At 69.5% G+C, this 19347-nt stretch carries 17 protein-coding genes; 4 read left to right on the top strand and 13 right to left on the bottom strand.

The window, feature by feature from the left end:
• Position 1: 1 nt before the first annotated feature.
• From MA876_RS11145 to MA876_RS11105, 9 genes are all read right to left on the bottom strand, one after another.
• Positions 2 to 1126: a branched-chain amino acid ABC transporter permease gene (locus MA876_RS11145; RefSeq protein WP_248148848.1), complete on the bottom strand. Its 1125-nt coding sequence runs from the start codon at positions 1124 to 1126 to the stop codon at positions 2 to 4.
• On the bottom strand, positions 1123 to 2001 hold the full coding sequence (locus tag MA876_RS11140) for a branched-chain amino acid ABC transporter permease (RefSeq protein WP_248148843.1): 879 nt from the start codon (positions 1999 to 2001) through the stop codon (positions 1123 to 1125). The genes MA876_RS11145 and MA876_RS11140 overlap by 4 nt, the downstream gene beginning before the upstream one ends.
• Complete coding sequence (locus tag MA876_RS11135) at positions 2001 to 2735, bottom strand: ABC transporter ATP-binding protein (RefSeq protein ID WP_248148840.1); 735 nt, start codon at positions 2733 to 2735, stop codon at positions 2001 to 2003. The genes MA876_RS11140 and MA876_RS11135 overlap by 1 nt, the downstream gene beginning before the upstream one ends.
• Positions 2732 to 3481 carry an ABC transporter ATP-binding protein gene (locus MA876_RS11130; protein ID WP_248148838.1) on the bottom strand — a complete coding sequence of 250 codons (750 nt, stop codon included), beginning with the start codon at positions 3479 to 3481 and terminating at the stop codon, positions 2732 to 2734. Before MA876_RS11130 ends, MA876_RS11135 begins: the two co-directional genes overlap by 4 nt.
• Before the next feature lie 216 nt (positions 3482 to 3697).
• Complete coding sequence (locus MA876_RS11125; RefSeq protein ID WP_248148836.1) at positions 3698 to 4432, bottom strand: SDR family NAD(P)-dependent oxidoreductase; 735 nt, start codon at positions 4430 to 4432, stop codon at positions 3698 to 3700.
• A complete protein-coding gene (locus MA876_RS11120; RefSeq protein WP_248148835.1) occupies positions 4429 to 5427 on the bottom strand; it encodes an NADPH:quinone oxidoreductase family protein in 999 nt (332 codons plus the stop codon). Before MA876_RS11120 ends, MA876_RS11125 begins: the two co-directional genes overlap by 4 nt.
• Positions 5414 to 6004: a TetR/AcrR family transcriptional regulator gene (locus MA876_RS11115; RefSeq protein WP_248148833.1), complete on the bottom strand. Its 591-nt coding sequence runs from the start codon at positions 6002 to 6004 to the stop codon at positions 5414 to 5416. The genes MA876_RS11120 and MA876_RS11115 overlap by 14 nt, the downstream gene beginning before the upstream one ends.
• 28 nt (positions 6005 to 6032) lie before the next feature.
• On the bottom strand, positions 6033 to 6788 hold the full coding sequence (locus tag MA876_RS11110; RefSeq protein WP_248148832.1) for an SDR family oxidoreductase: 756 nt from the start codon (positions 6786 to 6788) through the stop codon (positions 6033 to 6035).
• A gap of 91 nt (positions 6789 to 6879) precedes the next feature.
• Positions 6880 to 7416, bottom strand: a complete 537-nt coding sequence (locus MA876_RS11105) for a hypothetical protein (protein ID WP_248148831.1) — start codon at positions 7414 to 7416, stop codon at positions 6880 to 6882.
• A gap of 157 nt (positions 7417 to 7573) precedes the next feature.
• On the opposite strand from MA876_RS11105, the gene MA876_RS11100 reads away from it, so the two are divergent.
• Both MA876_RS11100 and MA876_RS11095 read left to right on the top strand, forming a co-directional pair.
• Complete coding sequence (locus MA876_RS11100; protein ID WP_248148830.1) at positions 7574 to 8620, top strand: ATP-dependent DNA ligase; 1047 nt, start codon at positions 7574 to 7576, stop codon at positions 8618 to 8620.
• Positions 8620 to 9015 (top strand): VOC family protein, encoded by a 396-nt coding sequence (locus MA876_RS11095; protein WP_248148822.1) that lies wholly within the window; start codon positions 8620 to 8622, stop codon positions 9013 to 9015. Before MA876_RS11100 ends, MA876_RS11095 begins: the two co-directional genes overlap by 1 nt.
• On the opposite strand, the gene ligD is transcribed toward MA876_RS11095, so the two are convergent.
• From ligD to MA876_RS11080, 3 genes are all read right to left on the bottom strand, one after another.
• On the bottom strand, positions 8993 to 10021 hold the full coding sequence (gene ligD, locus MA876_RS11090; protein ID WP_248148820.1) for a non-homologous end-joining DNA ligase: 1029 nt from the start codon (positions 10019 to 10021) through the stop codon (positions 8993 to 8995). The genes MA876_RS11095 and ligD overlap by 23 nt on opposite strands.
• Positions 10022 to 10217: 196 nt before the next feature.
• Positions 10218 to 11219: an SseB family protein gene (locus MA876_RS11085; protein ID WP_248148818.1), complete on the bottom strand. Its 1002-nt coding sequence runs from the start codon at positions 11217 to 11219 to the stop codon at positions 10218 to 10220.
• Positions 11220 to 11266: 47 nt separating this feature from the next.
• Positions 11267 to 13702 (bottom strand): ATP-dependent helicase, encoded by a 2436-nt coding sequence (locus MA876_RS11080; protein WP_248148817.1) that lies wholly within the window; start codon positions 13700 to 13702, stop codon positions 11267 to 11269.
• 212 nt (positions 13703 to 13914) lie between these two features.
• On the opposite strand from MA876_RS11080, the gene MA876_RS11075 reads away from it, so the two are divergent.
• On the top strand, positions 13915 to 15441 hold the full coding sequence (locus tag MA876_RS11075) for an insulinase family protein (RefSeq protein WP_248148816.1): 1527 nt from the start codon (positions 13915 to 13917) through the stop codon (positions 15439 to 15441).
• 48 nt (positions 15442 to 15489) lie between these two features.
• Positions 15490 to 15897, top strand: coding sequence for a YccF domain-containing protein (locus MA876_RS11070; RefSeq protein ID WP_248148815.1), 408 nt, complete (start codon positions 15490 to 15492; stop codon positions 15895 to 15897).
• A gap of 270 nt (positions 15898 to 16167) precedes the next feature.
• Here the strand turns inward: MA876_RS11070 and MA876_RS11065 are convergent, their stop codons facing one another.
• On the bottom strand, positions 16168 to 19179 hold the full coding sequence (locus MA876_RS11065; protein WP_248148814.1) for a hypothetical protein: 3012 nt from the start codon (positions 19177 to 19179) through the stop codon (positions 16168 to 16170).
• Between the last annotated feature and the right edge of the window lie 168 nt (positions 19180 to 19347).

Genomic DNA, 19347 nt, shown 5'->3' with positions numbered 1-19347 from the left:
GTCACCTCTCTGTGGTGGGCGGGTGGGACAGGATCGGAATGCGGGGTGGCGGCTCGCCCGCGGAGGCGGGCGGTTCCGGGGGCGCTGCGAGCGGGGCTTCACTACGCCGACTGCGCCGGATGTGCAGGCTCGCGAGTCCCCCGGGACGCGCCAGGGTGACGACGATGAGGAGCAGCCCGAAGATCAGCACGGACGCGTTCCCCGCGAGCCGCTGCGACACCTCGACGGGCAGATCGAGTGCGGCCGTCGTGGTGTTGAGGAGCCACGGGAGCAGCACGATGAGCGCGGAGCCGATCGCCGCGCCGCCGAGACTCCCCAGTCCGCCGATGACGACCGCGACGACGAGGAGCAGCGAGAATGCCAACGTGTAGGCGCCGGGGCTCACAGACTGCGTCACGAAGCACAGCACGGCGCCCCCCGCGCCCGCCGAGACGGCGCTCAGCGTGAACGCCGCGACCTTGACCCGGCCCGCAGGAACGCCGCTCAGTCGCGCGGCGGTCTCGTCGTCGCGGACAGCGCGCATGCGCAGCCCCAGCCGGCCACGCGCAGTGGCGGCCAGCGTCGTTACGACGAATCCCGTCACCAGGATCGCGACCCATGCCTGCCACTGCTCGATCGCGATGAGCGCGCGCAGGAACGGCGGCACACCGTCGAAGGGGATCTGCAGGCCCTGATCGCCACGCAGCACGCCCGAGAAGACGGCAGTCAGTGCCGGCAGCGCGATCACGAGCGCGAGCGTGACACCGGCGAGATAGGGTCCTCGCAGGCGAGCGGCGGCGAGCCCGAGGAGCAGGCCGATCACTCCGGCGACGGCGACCGCGGCGAACAGGGCGAGCGCGAACCGAGGGACTCCGTCGACCCCGAGGTGGGTGAGGGCATTGACCGTGAGCGCGTATCCGTAGCCACCCGCCGCCATGAGCGCCGCGTGGCCGAGCGAGAGCTGACCGCTGAGCCCGATCAGCAGAGTGAGTCCTGCGGCGGCGCAGAAGGATGCCGCGATCGTCGCGAGCTGGAAGTTGCGGTACGGATCGAGCAGGAAGGTTCCACCGATCGCCAGGGTCGTGAGGATGACGCCGAACACGACGGTGCGTGCCGGACCTGTCAGTGCGGGAAAGAGACGGGTCATGCGCTGCGCGCCTCTCGCATCGAGAAGATTCCGCCCGGTTTGACCAGCAGCACGGCGACGAGCAGCACGAGCACGCCGATCGGCGCGACGGTGGACCCGAGATAGCCGGTGACGAGGGTCATGGCGACACCGACGAGCAGACCGCCGAGCAGCGCGCCGGCAGGCGAGTCGAGTCCGCCGATGACGGCGACCGTGAAGGCGTAGACGAAGAGCACGTCGGTCGAGTGCGGGTTCAGCCCGAGTTCGGTGGGGACGAGCAGCATCGCGGCGAGCGCCGCGACAGCGGCTGACAGCATCCATCCGATCGTCACCATCCTGCCCACCCGCACCCCGAGCACGCGCGACACTTCCGGCGCGAACGCCGACGCCCTCAGCTGCAGCCCCAGCGAGGTGCGGGCGAACAGGATCGCGAGGCCGACCATCACGACGAGCGCGACGACGAGAACGAAGAGGTCGTAGGGCGAGAGGAGCGGCATCCCGCCGATCACGATCGGAGTGTCGTCGAACGGCGCGCGCATCGGCTGGTACTGCTGACCGAAGAGGATGCCGAGCAGGGATTGGAGCACCATCACGAGGCCGATCGCCACGATGACGCCCGACATCGGGTTGTCGCGAGGGGCGTAGCGCATGACTCCCCGCTCGACGGCGAAGCCGATGGCGGCGCCCGAGATCACGCCGGCGGCGAGCCCCATCCAGTACGAGCCAGTGAACCCCGTGACGGCGAAGGCCACATAGGTCGCGACGAGTGCCATCGCCCCCTGGGCGAAGTTGACGATCCGCGCTGCGCGCCAGATCAGAACGAGCGAGAGCGCGAACAGCGCGAAGATCGCGCCGCGCGCGAGTCCCGTGGCGAGGAGAAGAGCGAGTCGGTCCATCAGAATCCCAGGTAGGCGTGTCGGAGGGCGGAATCGTGCGCAAGGGCGGTCGCGGGAGCGTCGGCGACCACCCGCCCCAGATCGAGCACGACCCCTCGGTCGGCGATCGAGAGAGCGCTCGTGACGTTCTGCTCGGCGAGCAGGACCGTGAGCCCGCGGCTCTGCGCCGCATCCCGCAGGACCCCGAGCAGCTGTGCGACCACGAGCGGCGCAAGCCCGAGGGATGGCTCGTCCAGGGCGAGCAGGATCGGATCCGCGATGAGGGCGCGCCCCAGGGCGAGCATCTGCCGCTCACCGCCTGAGAGCTGGTGTCCGGCGCTGTCGCGGCGTCGCGCGAGCGGCTCGAACAGGTCGTACACGCCGTCCAGCGCTCGTGCGCGCGCAACGCCGCGGTGACGCCACAGGGCGCCCAGGCGCAGGTTCTCGTCGACCGTGAGTTCGGCGACGACGCTCTGGCCGTCGGGCACGAGGGCCAGTCCCCGTCGCGCTCGGTCCTCCGTGCGCACACGAGCGAGGTCGATGCCGTCGAGGAGGACGTCGCCGGACGTCACGCGCACGAGACCTGCGAGCGAGCGCAGCAGCGTCGTCTTGCCCGCGCCGTTCGCTCCGAGAACGGCGACGATCTCGCCCGGTCGCAGCGCGAAGGAGACGTCGTGCAGGACCGGAGCGCCGCCGTAGCCGACAGTGAGCCGGTCGACGGCGAGCGCCCCGGCCGTGGTCGCCGCGGCCGTCATGCGGTCGCCCTCACGTCCTGGACGCGCGTGCCCAGATAGGCCTCCTCGACTCGGGGGTCCACGCGGATCTCGGCAGGCGTGCCGCGGGAGATGACGCGGCCGAAGTCGAGCACGACGATGCGGTCCGCGAGCGCCATCACGAAGTCCACGTGATGCTCGACGAGGAGCACGCTGCATCCTCCCGCAGCGACCGATCGGACGATGTCGGCGAGGTCTGCGATGTCGTCGGCGCCGAGGCCACCCGCGGGCTCATCGAGCAGCAGAAGCTGCGGCTCCGACACGAGCGCGCGCGCCAGCGCGACCCGCTTGCGGTCGGGGTAGGAGAGCGCTGCGACGGGCGTATCGGCGAGCGCCGCAAGCGAGAGTTCGTCGAGTCGACGCTGCACCCGGGCTGCGGCATCCCCGTGGTCAGCGATCGGGACCAACACGTTCTCGCGCACCGAGAGTCCCACGAACAGCCCGAGTCCCTGCAGCGTGCGTGCGACGCCACGCTCTCGCAGGTTTGCTGTACGCCGCGGAGCCGGCGCACCGTCGATCGCGATCGCTCCACGGGAGCGCACGAGACCGCAGATCGCGTTGAACACCGTCGTCTTTCCCGCACCGTTCGGTCCGATGAGAGCGACCACCTCTCCTGGGCGGACCTCGAACGAGACGCCGTCGACGGCGGTCAGGCCGCCGAAGGCGACGGTGAGCCCCTCGACCGACAGCCGGGCTGCGGGGTCTCGGGTGGGTTCTTCGGGGGACATCGGCACCTCTTCGTGTCGGGTGTGCCCACCATATCTCAGAAACCGACCGCGCGGTATGTTTATGTTGCAGGATTGTGATCCCGAGGCACCGCCGGAGCCGAGGTCACGCGCGCTGAGCGGGCATGGTTCTCCCGAACGGGCAGGGTGAGGCGTTGCAGGATGTGCCCGCTCGGGCATGGGATGCCCGCTCGCGCGGACGTACGCGCGGACGTGCGCTCACCGGTGCGGGATGCCCGCGATCATGCCGCCGTCGACGACGAACTCGGCACCGCTCGTGAAGGACGATGCATCGCTCGCGAGGAAGACGATCGTGCCCGCGAGATCCTCCGGTTCACCCGGTCGCCCGAGGGGGATCTCGAGGTGAGCGGGATCGATGCGCGTCGTCATCTGCGTGCGGATGAACCCCGGATGCACGGAGTTGACGCGGATGCCGGAGGCCCCGAGCTCGACCGCGAGCGACTGCGACAGACCGCGCACCCCGAATTTCGCCGCGGTGTAGCCGTGCAGCCCGGGACTGCCGCGCATGCCCTCGACCGACGAGATGTTGATGATCGAGCCGCGACCCTGCTGCTTCATGACCGGCACGACCGCCCGGCAGCCGAAGAACGTGCCCGTCAGGTTCACGGCGATGACGGCATCCCATTTCGCCGTCGAGAGATGCTCGATCGGCGCCGCATTCGCGATTCCGGCGTTGTTGACGAGGACGTCCACCGTGCCGAACGTGGCGATGGATGCCTCGACCGCCGCCGCCCACTGGTCCTCGTCCGTGACGTCGAGGTGTGCGTACAGCGCTCCCTCGCCGAGGTCCGCGGCCAGATCCTCGCCTGCGTCGTCGAGGATGTCGGCGATCACGACGCGGGCGCCGGTGGCGTGGAGAGCCCGCGCATAGGCCGCACCGATGCCGCGAGCCGCTCCGGTGACCAGGCAGACCCGGCCGTCGAGATCCGTCACCCAGCGACCTCGACCACGACCCGCCCCACGGTCGCACCGGACGCGAGCGCGGTGAGCGCCTCGGGAGCGCGATCGAACGGGACGGCGTGATCGACGACCGGGTCGATCGCGCCCTCCTCGAAGAGTCGCATGAGCTCGACATGAGCCTCGGCGACGAGCTCGGGATGACGCTCCTGATAGAGCCCCCAGTACAGCCCCAGCACTCCGTAGTTCTTCACGAGCGTGTGGCTCACGGTCAGGGTCGGGATCTCACCGCTCGCGAAGCCGATGACGACGATCCGTCCCTCGAATGCGATGCAGCGCGTCGAGGCCTGGAACGCGGCGCCTCCGACGGGGTCGAACACGACGTCGGCGCCATGGCCTCCGGTGATCTCCTTGACGGATGCCGCGACGTCGTCGACGCCGCGGATGACCGTGTGCGCGGCACCGGCGGCACGGGCCACCTCGGCCTTCTCCGCCGAGCTCACGACGCCGATCACGCGGGCGCCCGCGGCCACGCCGAGCTGCACGGTGGCCGCGCCGACGCCGCCCGCTGCCGCATGCACGAGGAGCCACTCCCCCGGCTGGATGGCCGCCCGCCGGTGCAGGGCGAACCACGCCGTCTGGTACGCGATGGTGAGGCCTGCCGCCGCGACCTCGCTCAAGGCATCCGGAATCCGCTGCACCGCCGCGGCCGGCATCGCGGCGTACTCGGCGAGGACGCCGATCTTCGCGGCCACGACACGGTCGCCGACCTCCAGGCCCGTGACGCCTTCGCCGAGGGCGACGACCGCACCGCTGCACTCGACGCCCGGCACGAACGGCAGGTCGGGCTTGACCTGGTACTGTCCTCGCGCCAGCAGGACGTCCGGGAAGTTCGCCGCGACGGCGCCGACGCGCAGGAGCACTTCGCCTGCGGCCGGCTTCGGCACGGGGACGGTGTCGAGGGAGAGCGCCTCGGCGGGCTCGCCGAGTCGGGCGACGCGCCATGCGCGCATGGAGTCAGGCAGAGACATCCGTGCTCCTGATGCTGGTGAGGAAGAGGTCGGTGAGCTGCTGGGCGACGAGGGTCTTGTCTTCGGGTCCCTCGGGCGAATACCAGTGCGAGAGGTAGTGCAGGTCGCTGAAGAAGTGCGCGACGAGCATCGCGAGCGGGATGTCGGTGCGATAGAGCCCCTCGCGCTGTCCGCGTTCGATGAGCTCGGCGAACTCGTCGTGGTACTGCCGGCGGCGACGCGTGACCTCCTGCTGCCGGGGCGCCGAGAGCATGTGCATGCTGCGGAAGAACACGGTGCCCTCGGCGATGTAGTCGATCGACGTCTCGATGACATCGACGCACACGGCGCGAAGGACGTCGTCGGTCGCGCCGCCGCGTCCGATGATCTCGTCGAGGCGCGCCTTCTGCAGCGAGAGCAGAGTCTCGTAGATCGCGAAGAGCAGATCGTCCTTCGACTCGAAGTAGTGGTACATCGCGCCCTTGGTGACGCCGGCGGCTGCGACGATCTGCTGAACGCTGGTGTTCGCGTAGCCCTGCGTGGCGAACAGCTCGACGGCGGCCCGGGTGACGTCGTCTGCGACGTGGGAGTCCTTCATGAGACCATCCTTCCGCGAATCCGCGGAATCAGAGGAACGGACGGATGCCGGCGCCGCCGTCGATCGGGAGCGTCTGACCCGTGATCCAGGCGGCGTCGCTCGACAGCAGGAAGGCGACGGGCGCCGCGACGTCGTCGGGTTCTCCGAGACGGCGAAGCGGATAGGCCGCGGATGCCTCGGCCTCGTGCCCTTCGTAGAGAGCTCGCGCGAAGGCGGTCTTGACGACCGCCGGCGCGACGGCGTTGACACGGATCCCCGGCGCGAGCTCGTATGCGAGCTGCATCGTCAGGTTGATCAAGGCGGCCTTCGAGATGCCGTAGAAGGCGATGCCGGGACTCGCGCCCAGCCCGGCGACGGACGCGATGTTGACGACGGATCGCGAGAGCCCCGCGGCGACCGCGGCGCGAGTCCAGTCGAGCGCCGCCACGACGTTCACGTCGAGGATCTTGCGGGCGGCGTCCACACTGACGTCGACGATCGGCCCGTAGGCCGGGTTGATGCCGGCGTTGTTGACGAGATGGTCGAGCCGCCCGTGACGCTGGGCGATGTGATCGAACACGGCGGCGCGGTGCTCGGCGTCGTCGGCGCGACCCGCGACCGCAGAGGCGGACTCGCCGAGCTCGCCGAGCGCGGCATCCAACCCCTCCTGACGACGGCCGGTGATCACGACCGATCCGCCCTCGGCGACGAGGCGGTGAGCGATCGCCAGTCCGATCCCCCGGCTGGCACCGGTGACGAGCGATACTGTGCCGTCGAATCTGCGGACTCGATCAGGGCCGGGCATCAGCGCCTCCTTGCGTGCATACCGTCCAGTCGGTTTGACTGCTGCGACTGTAGCACGCTTCGCCTCACCCGCCGAAGCGGAGACCGGCGCTTCAGACGGCCGCGACGCGCGCACGGCGCGGCCGCGGCATCCGGATACCCGTGCGCTCCGTGACCCGGAAGCACACCGCAGAGATGACGTAGAACAGGATGTCGGCGACCACCTTGCCGGCGAGGAGTCCCCACACCGCGTCGCCGATCACCACGACGCCCGCCATCATGAGCAGCGGCCGGTAGAAGAATGTGTCGAGGATCTCGGCGATGCCGAACTCGGCGAACAGCAGCGCCGTCGTGCGGGTGATCGCACGGCGCACGCGACCACGACCCGCCGGGAGCAGCCGGAGCTGCTCGCGCAGGACCGTGACGATCAGCACCCCGTAGAACCCCACCGTGGCACCGGCGATCGCGGCGACCGCGAGCAGAGCGGGCGAATCGGTGAGCTCCGCTGCCCACGCACTCGCGATGAGCATCGTGACGAGGCACCCGAGCTCCGCCGGACCGTAGCGCCTCACCCAGAACCACAGACGCGCCCACCACCCCAGACGGATCGGGATGCTGGGCGACGCGACCTCGAGTCGGATGGCGGTCATATCCGGACAGAGCCGGGTCCCGCCGCGCTGATACACCGCGGCTCGAGGGTCGGCGTCCCACCTTCCATGCTTCGTGTCCCCGTTCCCCTCGCTTCCCACCGCGATTCCGAGGAGAAGTGGGACACGGGCGTCGGTGGGGAGGGCCAGGATGGATGCCATGACCTACGTCATCCCCGCGCCGATGCTCGCGAAGTCGGTTCCGTCCGTGCCCGATCCCGCGAAGACGCCGGGCGGGCTGAGCTTCGAGCCGAAGTGGGACGGCTTCCGCGCCCTCGTCTCATGGGACGGCGAGAACGTCGAGATCGGCTCACGCGGTGCGAAGCCGCTCACCCGGTACTTCCCCGAACTCGTCGAGGCCTTCGCACGGCTGCTTCCCGAGCCGTGTCTCATCGACGGCGAGATCGTCGTGCCGCAGCAGTCAGGCGGACGCCAGCGGCTCGATTGGGACTCCCTCACGCAGCGCATCCACCCCGCCGCCTCTCGCGTGACCATGCTGTCCGAGAAGACACCGGCGATGTTCATCGGATTCGATCTGCTCGCCCGCGGCGACCGCGACCTGCAGGCGGAGCCCTTCTCCGTGCGCCGAGCCGAGCTCGTCGACCTGCTGGGCGGGGTGTCGCATCCGGTCCACGTCACGCGGACGACGGATGACGCGACTCTCGCCGAACGCTGGCTGTCGGAGTTCGAGGGTGCCGGCCTCGACGGAGTCGTCGCGAAGCCGCTCGCGCAGCCGTATGCGCCGAACAAGCGCACGATGTTCAAGATCAAGCACGCGCGGACCGCCGACGTCGTCGCATGGGCGTACCGCCTCCACAAGTCCGGGCAGGGGCTCGGATCGCTGTTGGTCGGTCTGTACGGTGAGGACGGCACTCTCCTGCCCGTCGGCGCCGTTTCGGCGTTCAGCAACGCGCGGCGCCTCGAGCTCATCGACGAGTTCGAGCCGCTCATCGAGCGCGACGACGCCGGCGAAGCCCTGACCGGCGCGGGTGAGAAGTCGCGGTTCACGGGCGCCGAGAAGGACATGTCGTTCGTGCGGCTTCGACCCGAGCGGGTGCTCGAGGTCCGCTACGACCAGCTCGAGGGCTGGCGCTTCCGTCACACCGTGCAGTTCGAGCGCTGGCGCCCCGACCGCGATCCACGGTCGTGCACCTACGACCAGCTCGAGACCGTCGCCGACTACGACGTGCGGGATGTGCTGGACTGATGCCGGGTCTGCATCACGTCGAGCTCTGGGTGCCCCGGCCTGGGGCAGCGGATTGGGAGTGGCTGCTGGGTCGCCTCGGGTACGAGCTCGACGGCGAATGGCCGGAGGGCCGCACGTGGTCGGCGGGCGACGGCGCGTACCTCACCTTCACGACGTCACCGAACCTCGCGGACGCGCCGCACGATCGCCGACGCCCGGGGCTCAATCACCTGGCGTTCGACGGCGGCACGACCGACGAGGTCGACGCGATCATGGCCGATGCGCCCGCGCACGGGTGGGCACCGCTGTATCACGACCGGTATCCGCACGCGGGGGGCGCCGATCACTACGCGGGCTGGCTCGAGAATTCCGCCGGCTTCAAGGTCGAGGTCGTCAGGTCCAGTTCTCGGGGTTGATGCGGCTCGGCTGCACGCGCGGGGGCTCGCCCGGCATCTTCGGGAAGTCGGGCGGGAAGTTCAGCTCGCCGAGCCCCGCGTCCAGATCGCGCTGCCACCACTCCAGGAGGGTGTCGATGCGGCCCGGCTTCTCGAGGAAACCCGCCCACGCATCGCCGACGTCGGCGAGGCGCTGCGGCGCCGATCGCACGGTGAACGCGGCGGGATCGGCATCCGCCACCTCGTCCCACGAGAGCGGCATCGACACCGTCGCCCCGGCGAGAGCGCGGGGACTGTAGGCGCCTGCCATCGTCCGATCGCGATTGGCCTGATTGAAGTCGACGAACACGCGTTCGCCACGCTCCTCCTTCCACCAGGCGGTCGTGACCTTGTCGGGCAGGCGGCGTTCGAGCTCCCTCGCAGCCGCGATGACGGCGTGGCGCACGTCGAGGAACTCGTGCGTCGGCTCGATGGGACAGAACACATGGATGCCGCGGTTGCCGCTCGTCTTGACCCACGCCTCGAGGCCCGCCTCGGCGAGCACGTCGCGCAGCGCCGGCGCGATGGCCGCGGCATCCGCGAAATCGGTCCCCGGCTGGGGGTCGAGGTCGATGCGCAGCTCGACGGGGTTGTCAGCGTCGGACGCGAGCGATGCCCACGGATGGAACACGACCGTGTTCATCTGCGCCGCCCACACGACGGCGGCGGGCTCCGTCAAGACGATCTGCGGATGCCGACGGCCGCTGTTGTAGGTCACGGTCACCGTCTCGACGAAGCCGGGGGCGCCCTTGGGCGGGTTCTTCGAATAGAACTGCTCACCGTCGACGCCTTCGGGGAACCGCTCGAGCGAAACGGGCCGGTCGCCGTTGGCCGCCAGGAACGGCCCCGAGACGGCGATCAGGTACTCGGCGAGCTCATGCTTCGTGATCCCGAGCTCCGGCCACAAGACGCGATTGGGGCTCGACAGCCCCACCTCGCGGTCGCCGTCGAGGCCGGGAACGGTGAGGGTGATGCGTTCGGACGCCATGCTCAGACGCTAGCGGGATGCCGCGACATCCGGCACCTTCCGCTCCCGCACACCCCCGCGCGTCCTGCAGCGGATTCGGAGAGGAACAGCGGATTGGGATGCCGCGGCATCCCGCATCCGAATCCGATGCGATTCTCCGAGTCTGCGGCGACCGTCGCGCCGACAGACAGCGACGAATCGAGCGCGAGCAGCGACCTCAGTCGGGGTCGAGCGCGAGGAGCGTCGCGAGGTGTTCGCGCGACAGGCGCATCCACGGCCCACGCGGATCGACGATGACCCCGGCGAGTCCCTCGTCCGCGCGCAGCGCACTTGCGATGCGGGCGCCCGACAGCGGCGCCGCGGTGTCGCCGCGACCCATCGCGACGACCTCGAGCGGGTGCGAATAGACCTCGAGGAACCGACTGCCGTCGGGGGCGCGGCCCTCGGCGACGCCGATGCGCCCGTCGCCCTCGGCGGGGCGGTTGACGGCGACCCACAGGGGCACGCGGGTCATGGCGTCGGCGACCGCGGCGGTCGTGGCATCCGTCCGCTCACCGGCGAGCAGCGTCTTGATCGTGAGCCCCTCATCCAGGGCGGCGAGCATCTTCTCGATGAGCTCGCGCGGCAGGATCGCACGGGCCGGGCCCGACGACGGGTCGATCGCGAGCCCCGAAGCGTCGCTCGCGAGGACGTTGCGCAGCACGAGCAGCGCAGGCTGACCCATCGCCGACGTCGCGGTGTCTCCGTCGGCGCGGATGCTGTCGGCGAGCGCCTTGCCGCTCGAGAACGCGACCGCGAAGCGATGCTCGCCGAGCGTGATCGATGCGAGCGGCAGGGGCTTGCCCTCGGACATGAGGGCCTGCGCGTCGCCGCGCACGCGAAGGAAGAGGTGGCCCTGCAGCACCTGGCGCGCGAGGTCCATGAGGTCGGCCGACTGCGGCTGATCGGGGTAGCGCGAGAGGCTGTCGCGCAGGAGCACGTTGTCCTTCAGACCAGGAACGGTCTCGTCGGGCGTGCGCCGAGGCGGCGCGGCAGGCGCTGATGCGGTCGGCGTCTGCCCGCCGAGCCCCCGGAACGACGACATCGAGATGCCGACGGATGCGGCGGACGTCGTTTCGGCGACGGCCGCCGCCGCGGCCTCCTGCACGGAATGGTCGACCGGTTCAGGAGACGGCTGTTCGGGCTGGGCGTCTTTGGACCGGCGAGAGAAGAGGGCCATCCGTCGAGCCTAACCCGCGCCCGTGTACGCGACCGCGGGGCTGTGGATCAGAGCTTCTCGATCGGCGCGACCTTGATGAGCAGCTTCTTCTGACCGTGGCTGTCGAACTTCACGTAGGCGATGCGCTTCGCGCCCTCGCCCGTGATCATGTCGACGCGACCCTCACCATAGTTCTCGTGACGGATGCGGTCGCCCGGCGCGAGTTCCATATCGCCGTTGTCGCGCAACTTCGCCGGCAGGCGGTTGGCGAACTTGTCGAGATTGGTCGATTCGCGGCGCGGGAGCGGCACCAGGTCGTCGCCGTACCGGCTGCCGCCGGACTGCGCGCCGGGCCCGCGAGCGTTGAGAGCCCGCGAGCGCGTGCCGCCGCGCGAGTTCACGTCGCCCGGCGATTGGCGCCAGTGCACGAGGTCGGACGGGATCTCCTGCAGGAATCGACTCGGCATCGCGACCGTGACCTCGCCGAACTGCGCGCGGGTCATGGCGAGCGAGAGATACAGGCGCTTGCGCGCGCGCGTCACGCCGACGTAGAACAGCCGCCGCTCCTCCTGCGGACCGCCCGGCTCGTTCGCCGAGATGCGGTGCGGGATGAGGTCCTCCTCGACGCCCGTGACGAAGACGGCGTCGTACTCGAGGCCCTTCGCGGTGTGCATCGTCATGAGCGACACCGAGCCCGAGGCATCCTCGAGGTCATCGGCATCGGACACGAGCGCGACCTCGGCGAGGAAGTCGATGACCGTGCCCTCGGGATTGTTGCGGGCGAACTCGCGCGCGACCGCGACGAGCTCGTCGAGGTTCTCGACGCGCGCTTCGTCCTGCGGGTCGCGGCTCGCGCGCAGCGCGTCGGTGTAGCCCGACTTGCCGAGCAGCACCTGGAGTCCGTCGGCGACCGACGTCGAGGGGGCGAGCTCGCCCGTCGCGGGAAGCATGATGTCGGATGCCTCGGCCAGCACGGCATCGAGCTGCGCGATCGCCGCCTGGATCTTCGGCCCCACGCCGAGTGCAGACGAGTTCGCGAGCGCGTCGCGGAACGTGATGCCCTCGTCGGCTGCGTACCGCGCGATCGCCGTCTCGGTGACGTCGCCGATGCCGCGGCGCGGCTTGTTCAGGATGCGACGCACCGCCATCTCGTCGGCGGGGTTGGCGACGGCGACGAGGTAGGCGAGGGCGTCCTTGATCTCGGCACGCTCGTAGAACTTCGTGCCGCCCATGATCTTGTAGGGCACCGCCGAGCGGATGAAGATCTCTTCCAGCGCGCGGGACTGCGAGTTCGTGCGGTAGAAGACCGCCATCTCGGAGTAGTCGGTGCCTGCACGCCGCAGCACCTCGACCTCGTCGGCGACGAACTGCGCCTCGTCGTGCTGCGAGTAGCCGGTGAAGCCGACGATCTTCTCGCCCTCGCCGACATCCGTCCACAGCTTCTTGTCCTTGCGGTCGAAGTTGTTGCTGATGACGGCGTTCGCGGCGCTGAGGATGTTCTGCGTCGAGCGGTAGTTCTGCTCGAGCAGGACGACCTTCGCGCCCGGGTAGTCGCGCTCGAACTCGGTGATGTTGCGGATGTCGGCGCCGCGGAAGGCGTAGATCGACTGATCCGAGTCACCGACGACGGTCAGGGAGGATGCCTCTTCGGTCTCGCGATCGTCGAAGATCATCATTCCGCCGGAAGACGCGACCGGACCGGAGTCGCTGCCCGGCGGACGGGTCAGCTCATGGATGAGCGCATACTGCGCGTGGTTGGTGTCCTGGTACTCGTCGACGAGGATGTGGCGGAACCGCCGGCGGTAGACATCGGCGATGTGGGGGAACGCACGGAAGAGGTAGACGACCTGACCGATCAGATCGTCGAAGTCGAAGGCGTTCGCCTTCTGCAGAGCGCGTTGGTACTCGGTGAAGAGGTCGACGAAGATGCGCTCGGCGGGGTCGCTCAGATTCGCCTGTCGCGCGTATGACTCGGCATCGGCGAGCTCGTTCTTGAGCTTCGAGATGCGGCTCTGCACGCCGGCGGGCGTGAGGCCGAAGGAGTCAGCCTCGTGCTCCTTCACCAGTCGCTTGATGAGCGCGCGCGAGTCGCCGGAGTCGTAGATCGTGAACGCCTTCGTGAAGCCGAACTGCTCGGCCTCACGGCGCAGGATGCGCACACAGGCGGAGTGGAACGTCGAGATCCACATGCCCTGCGCGCGGTCGCCGATGAGGTGGCTGACGCGCTCGCGCATCTCGCCCGCCGCCTTGTTCGTGAACGTGATCGCGAGGATCTGGCTCGGCCACGCCTCGCGGCCGCGCAGCAGCGACGCGATGCGACGGGTCAGCACGCTCGTCTTGCCCGACCCGGCACCGGCGACGATGAGCAGGGCGGGCCCCCGGTAGATCACGGCCTCGCGCTGCGGAGGGTTGAGCCCCGTCAGGAGATCTTCGTCAGGGCGCACGCCGCTCGCCTGCGGCCCGCGATCGCTGCCGACGATGAGGGGCGCGGAGGAGTCAGTCATGTCTCCTCGATTCTAGGCGCGAGCGCCGACATGCACGCCTCCGATGAACCCCGGTCGGTCCGCGCGATGCACCCCGGTCGGTGAATGTCACGCTCGTCGGAGAATCCCGCGCGAAGTCATCCGACTTCCGTGACATTCTCCGACCGCGAGACGCTTCTCCGACGTATCCACAGGTGTCGAACCGGCTCGTCCGGATGCCTGAAGATGGGTGGATGACTCTGCCCGCTGTCTCCTCCGTCGATGTCGCCGGAGTTCCCGCATTCGTCGTACACACCCCTGACCCATTGGCCGGCCAGCTGATCTTCGGCGTCGGGCTGCGGGACGAGACAGCACCCACAGCGGGCACCGCACACCTCATCGAGCACCTCGTGATGTCTCGGGTCGGAAAGGTCTCGATTCCGCACAACGCCCGCACGGACGACGAGACGATCTCGTTCTTCGCGCAGGGGGCACCGGACAAGGTCGCCGACTTCCTCTCGCGCGTCTCCCGGGCGATCGTCTCCCTCCATGAGGTGACGGATGACGACGTCGCGGAGCAGCGACGCATCATCGCAGCAGAGCTCGGCGAGGATGATGAGCTCCCCGGTCGAGGTGCCCTGCTGGATCGCTTCGGCGCGCAGAGCCTCGGTCTGCTCGATGTGGGTACGCCGGGGCACCGCTCGATCACGCGCGAGCAGGCGCTCGCCTTCGCCGACGCATGGCTGCACACGGGCAACGCCGTTCTCGTCTTCTCGGGGGACGTGCCGGACGCGCTCGACATCTCCCTCCCACCCGCACGCGCGCTGCCGCCGCGAACGACAGCCGACGTGATCCGCGGGGGCGCGTGGGTCGCGAACGGCCCGCAGACGGTCGTCGTCAGCCTCGTCTTGAGAGGTGCCCGCGCAGAGGGCGCGATCGCGATCGCGGGAGCCACCATCGCGGGCGCACTCCACGAGGACCTGCGCACGCATCGCCAGCTCATCTACTCCGTCGCTCCGTTCGACGCACCGCTCGACAGAGACGCGCATTTCGTCGCGTTCGCACTCGATGCGCGTTCCGAGGACGCACTCGCAGCGGCCACCTACGCCCTCGAGACCCTCCGACGACTCGCCGAATCCGGCATCTCCGACGAGCAGCACGCGCAGGAGCTCGAAGACTGGTGGAACGACATCGCCGTCCCCGCGTCGCAGCTCGAGACCGTCGAGGCGATGGCCATCAGCGTGCTCCGTTCTCGACGCGAACGTTCGGATCTGACGATCAACGCGCCCGCGGACCTCACCCGCGATGTCGTGCGACAGGTGATCGCCGATGCGATCCCCACCGTGTTCGTCACCTTCGGCGACCAGGTGCTGTCCGCCTCCGAAGCCGAGGTGAGCGAAGCCCTCGGGCTGCCGTTCGTCGACCTTCCCCAGCCGCTCTACAGCACCCTGTCCAAGGCCGCGCTCATGAAGCGACTCACGGCATCCGGTGTCGAAGTGTTCAACGCGAAGATGTTCCGAGGCATGCGCGGCGCGCAATTCGTGATCGACCATGACCGGATCGCCTGGGTCTCCTCGAAGGAGATCATGGAGATCCCGTTCGACGATGTCGCGCTGGCGATGTACTCGGAAGCGCGACGGTCCTGGGCTGTGCTCGGGACGGGCGGCGACCTGCTCGTCATGGAGCGCGACCAGTGGCGCAGCGGCGATGCCGCCCATGCTCTTCTGAGTCGACGGCTTCCGGCGGAGCGCCAGATCCGCGTCCACCTTCATGCGACCTGACGTCGCGGATCGGACGACTTCCCAGCATCCGCCTGACACACTGATCTCGTGCGCACGATCCTCAACATCATCTGGCTGATCCTCGCGGGCTTCTGGCTCTTCCTCGGCTACCTGCTCGCGGGGGTGCTGCTGTGCATCCCGATCATCACGATTCCGTGGGCGATCGCTTCGTTCCGCACCGCGAGCTACGTCATCTGGCCCTTCGGCCGCACGATCGTGTCGAAGCCGACGGCGGGCGTCGGCTCATTCCTCGGCAACGTCATCTGGGTGATCTTCGCCGGCTGGTGGCTCGCGATCGGCCACCTCGTCTCGGGCATCGCCCTGTTCATCACGATCATCGGCATCCCGCTCGCGCTCGCCGACTTCAAGATGATCCCGATCTCGCTCATGCCGCTCGGCAAGGACATCGTCTCGACACGTCAGGGCGACTTCGACCGCACTCTCACGTCGAATTAGGCGCGAGCCGTCTCGAACGGCCTCCCCGCGCGCCGCACGGCGGCCGAACGCGACGGCTCGCAGGCGCGGTGCGCGAGCCGTCTCGAACGGCCTCGCCTTGCGCCGCCCGACGGCCCGAGCCGTCTCGAACGGTCGCCCCGTGCACCGCGCGGCGGCCGAACGCGACGGCTCGCAGGCGCGGTGACGGCCAAGAGCGACGGGTCGCAGCAGACGCGGCGGACGCGGCGACGACCACGAGCGACGGGTCGCGTTCGCGACGGGCGTGTCGCGTCAGGATGCCGCGGCCCGCGCCCGGCGCTTGGGCAACGCGAGCAGCACCCCCGCGACGACGAGCACGGCGGCGAAGCCCGCGCCGTACCATGCCGTGGCATCGGGGATCTCGAGGTAGGTCGTGATGCCGAGGATGCGCGCGAGGCCCCACGGCAGCAGGCCGAGCTCGTCGTTCCAGATCGTGAGCGCCCCCTCGATGCCGACCGCGCCGATCACGAGCGCCGGGATCAGCAGCCCCGCGCCGACCGAGGCGAGGACGGCGCCCCACGCGCGACGCGTGCCGAGCTGCGCCGACAGCGCCCATCCGGCGGCGACGAAGACCCAGACGAACAGCGCGAACGCGATCGTGATGTAGGTGACGCGCAGCGTCGGATCGGTCCAGAACGCGAACCAGTAGCCGCCCGGTCCCGAGAACGACAGCGCGAACAGCGTCACGATGCAGCGCAGCACGACGACTCCGCCGACGGCGGCGATGACGGGCCACGGCGAGCGGCGGCCCACGAAGAGCCGCACGGCGAGCGCGAAGATCGTCCAGGCCGCGAGCACGACGAGCAGGTGCGACCACGAGAGGAAGGATGTCTGCACCGCGCGAGTCGCGACGAGCAGGGCCACCGGAACCCCGAGCAACAGCCAGCGGTCGAGTCTCAGCATCCCGAGCGTCGATTCCCTCGCCCGCCATGGCCTCGTCGACGCGATCCACGCCGCGCGTGCGGCTGCCGCGCCGGGCTTCGCGACGAGGCGGGTGCGCGCGGCGAGCATGCCGATCACGACCCATGCCGCCGCGAGCAGCAGCAGGATGCGGGCGAACCACGCCATCGCGAGGTCGCGGTCGGCACGGTCGACGCCCAGCTGTGCAGCGGTGAGGTTCCACGCGGGGTGCGCGACATCGCTCGCGTACCACTCGAGATGGTGGTGCGCGCGCGCGACGTATTCATCCCGCGCCCCGAGCCACTGCGCGTGGACATCGGGCGAGAGCGTGTCGTGCCACTGGGCCTGGCGCAGGAACATCTCGCGATAGGAGGACAGGAGCGTCAGAGTGTCGACCTCGTACTCCAGCGCGCCGACGAACGCCTCGCGCATCTCGGGGTCGCGCCAGGTCGCGGCATCCGTCCCCTCCACCAGCCCGAGCATGCGCTCGGCGTCGGCGACCGCCGCCTCACCCTGCGCGATCGTCTCGTCGATGCGGTCCGCGCCGATGATCGTGTAGAGCACGTCGAGGGTCGCGGAGTCGCCCGTCAGGATGTCCCACTCGAACAGCCACATCTGCGGCGGAGGCTCGAGCCCGAGCGCGAACGCGCGCACTTCGGCGAACGGGCCGAGATAGAGACCGTTCTTGACCGCGGCGTGCGAGTACGTCATCGCCTCGGCGATCGCGGTCACCGTCGCCGGGTCATCCGAGAAGAACTCCCGTGCCCAGTCGACCGTCACACCGCCCACGTCGACGGCCGGGTCACGGGCGATCGCGGCGGCGACCTGCGTGTTGAGCTCGGACAGCTGCCAGAAACCGGCCTTGAGGTAGAGGATCATCGGTCCGGCGCGCCACGGGCCGCCGTCCTGCGTCCAGGTCCAGACGCCCTCGATGCGCGGGTTCGCCGCGAGCAGCGTCTGGATCGCCCACTGGAACTCTGCGCCGAGGTCGTTGGGGAACGCCCCGAGCGACTCGAACTCACGCTTGCTCTGGAACTCGACGATGCGCCGCTGGTCCCCCGTCTCGAGCGTGTCGTTGAGCGGCAGCCACGAGTAGTAGTCGCCGAGCGTGTACTTCGTCGAGACGATGAGCGCCGGCGAGTCGATCCCGTCGAGCACCGCGTGGTACGAATCGGCGTCGGTGTGCATGTCGCCCACAGCGCCGATGCCGACCGACCACGTGCGGAAGATGACTTCGCGACCGGATGCCTCGGCCTGCGCCGTGTACGACTCGAGCATCGTGCGAACGGCCTCGGGGGTGCGCACGGCGATCGCGGAGTAGTAGTCCCACCCGGGCTCTTTGTAGATGTCGCCGCCCTCGCCGATGCGGATCAGGATGCCCGACAGCCCCGGCTCGGCGGCGTAGAGCTCGTCGAGCCCTTCGGCGTAGGTCTGCCACAGCCGCGGATCCTCGGTGGCGAGCGATCCCAGTCGGTCGACGAACCAGTCGTTCATCGTCGGCGTCAGGGTCGGCATGTCGGTGCGCAGGAAGACCTTGACGCCGAGCTCGGCGGCGCGGTCCCAGAACGGGCCGAACGCGTCGCGGAGGGCGAGTGATCGCGCGACGTGCGCGTCGCCCTCGGGGTAGATCGGGCCGCCCTCGACGTCATCGAACGTCGCGTACTCGACGAATCCCGGCCACGCGACGGCGTTGTAGCCGTTGGCGAGAGAGCGGGCGAGGAACTGCTCCCAGTCGTCGTAGGCGTCGGCGAGCGATTCGCGGTCGATGTACGGCGCCTCTTCGAGATACACCTCTTCGAACGCCCGCGACACGTGCGAGTAGTCGTCGCCGGCCTCCCACAGTGCGGGGTCGGGCTCGACGCCGACGGCGCCGAGGTCGACCATGCGGAACGGCAGTCGCGACGTCACGGTCTCGCCGAGGTGCTCGGCGACCGAGCGCCCGGAGCGGATCTGCGCCGAGAGGTCGTATATGCCGCGCACCGCGCCGGTGACGCTCGATGCCTCGATGCGCAGGGCGTCCGGTGCGCCGGCGAGCGTATAGGTGTCGTCGTCGGCGCCGTCGAGGACGACGACCGTGAGGGAGGCCTCGCCGGCGGTCGCCGCGGCATCCTGCACGGCGCTCTCGAGGTCCTGAACCGCGAGATCCGTGCGCGGATCGACCGGTATGTCGATCGTGGTGAACGTCGGCGGAGCGATCGCTTCAGAGACAGCCGGGATGACCTCTTCGGCGGGTGTCATCTGCGCGGACGGCTCGGTGCGGATGCCGAGGGCGTCGCCCACGACGACGCCGACTCCGAGCCCCAGAGCGAGAAGGACGATCGCGGTGACGACGGCGAGGACTCCTCGCCGTGTCGCCTTCGTCATTCCGAAATCCTAGGTCCACGGATCACGCGGACTCTCCGGGAAGTCGCCTCTCGGGCTCGCACCGGCGGATTCGAGGCGAAATCGTTACCCGCAGATCGTGTGCATCGCGCAGGATGGATCGGCTCGATGGACGCCACGGCCGTTCGCGTGGACGTCTTGTCCTGAGCG

The sequence above is a fragment of the Microbacterium aoyamense genome (assembly GCF_023155855.1).
Lineage (GTDB): Bacteria > Actinomycetota > Actinomycetes > Actinomycetales > Microbacteriaceae > Microbacterium > Microbacterium aoyamense.
The sequence above is the reverse complement of the archived record's forward strand: the minus strand, read 5'-3'. Positions and strand labels throughout refer to the sequence as shown.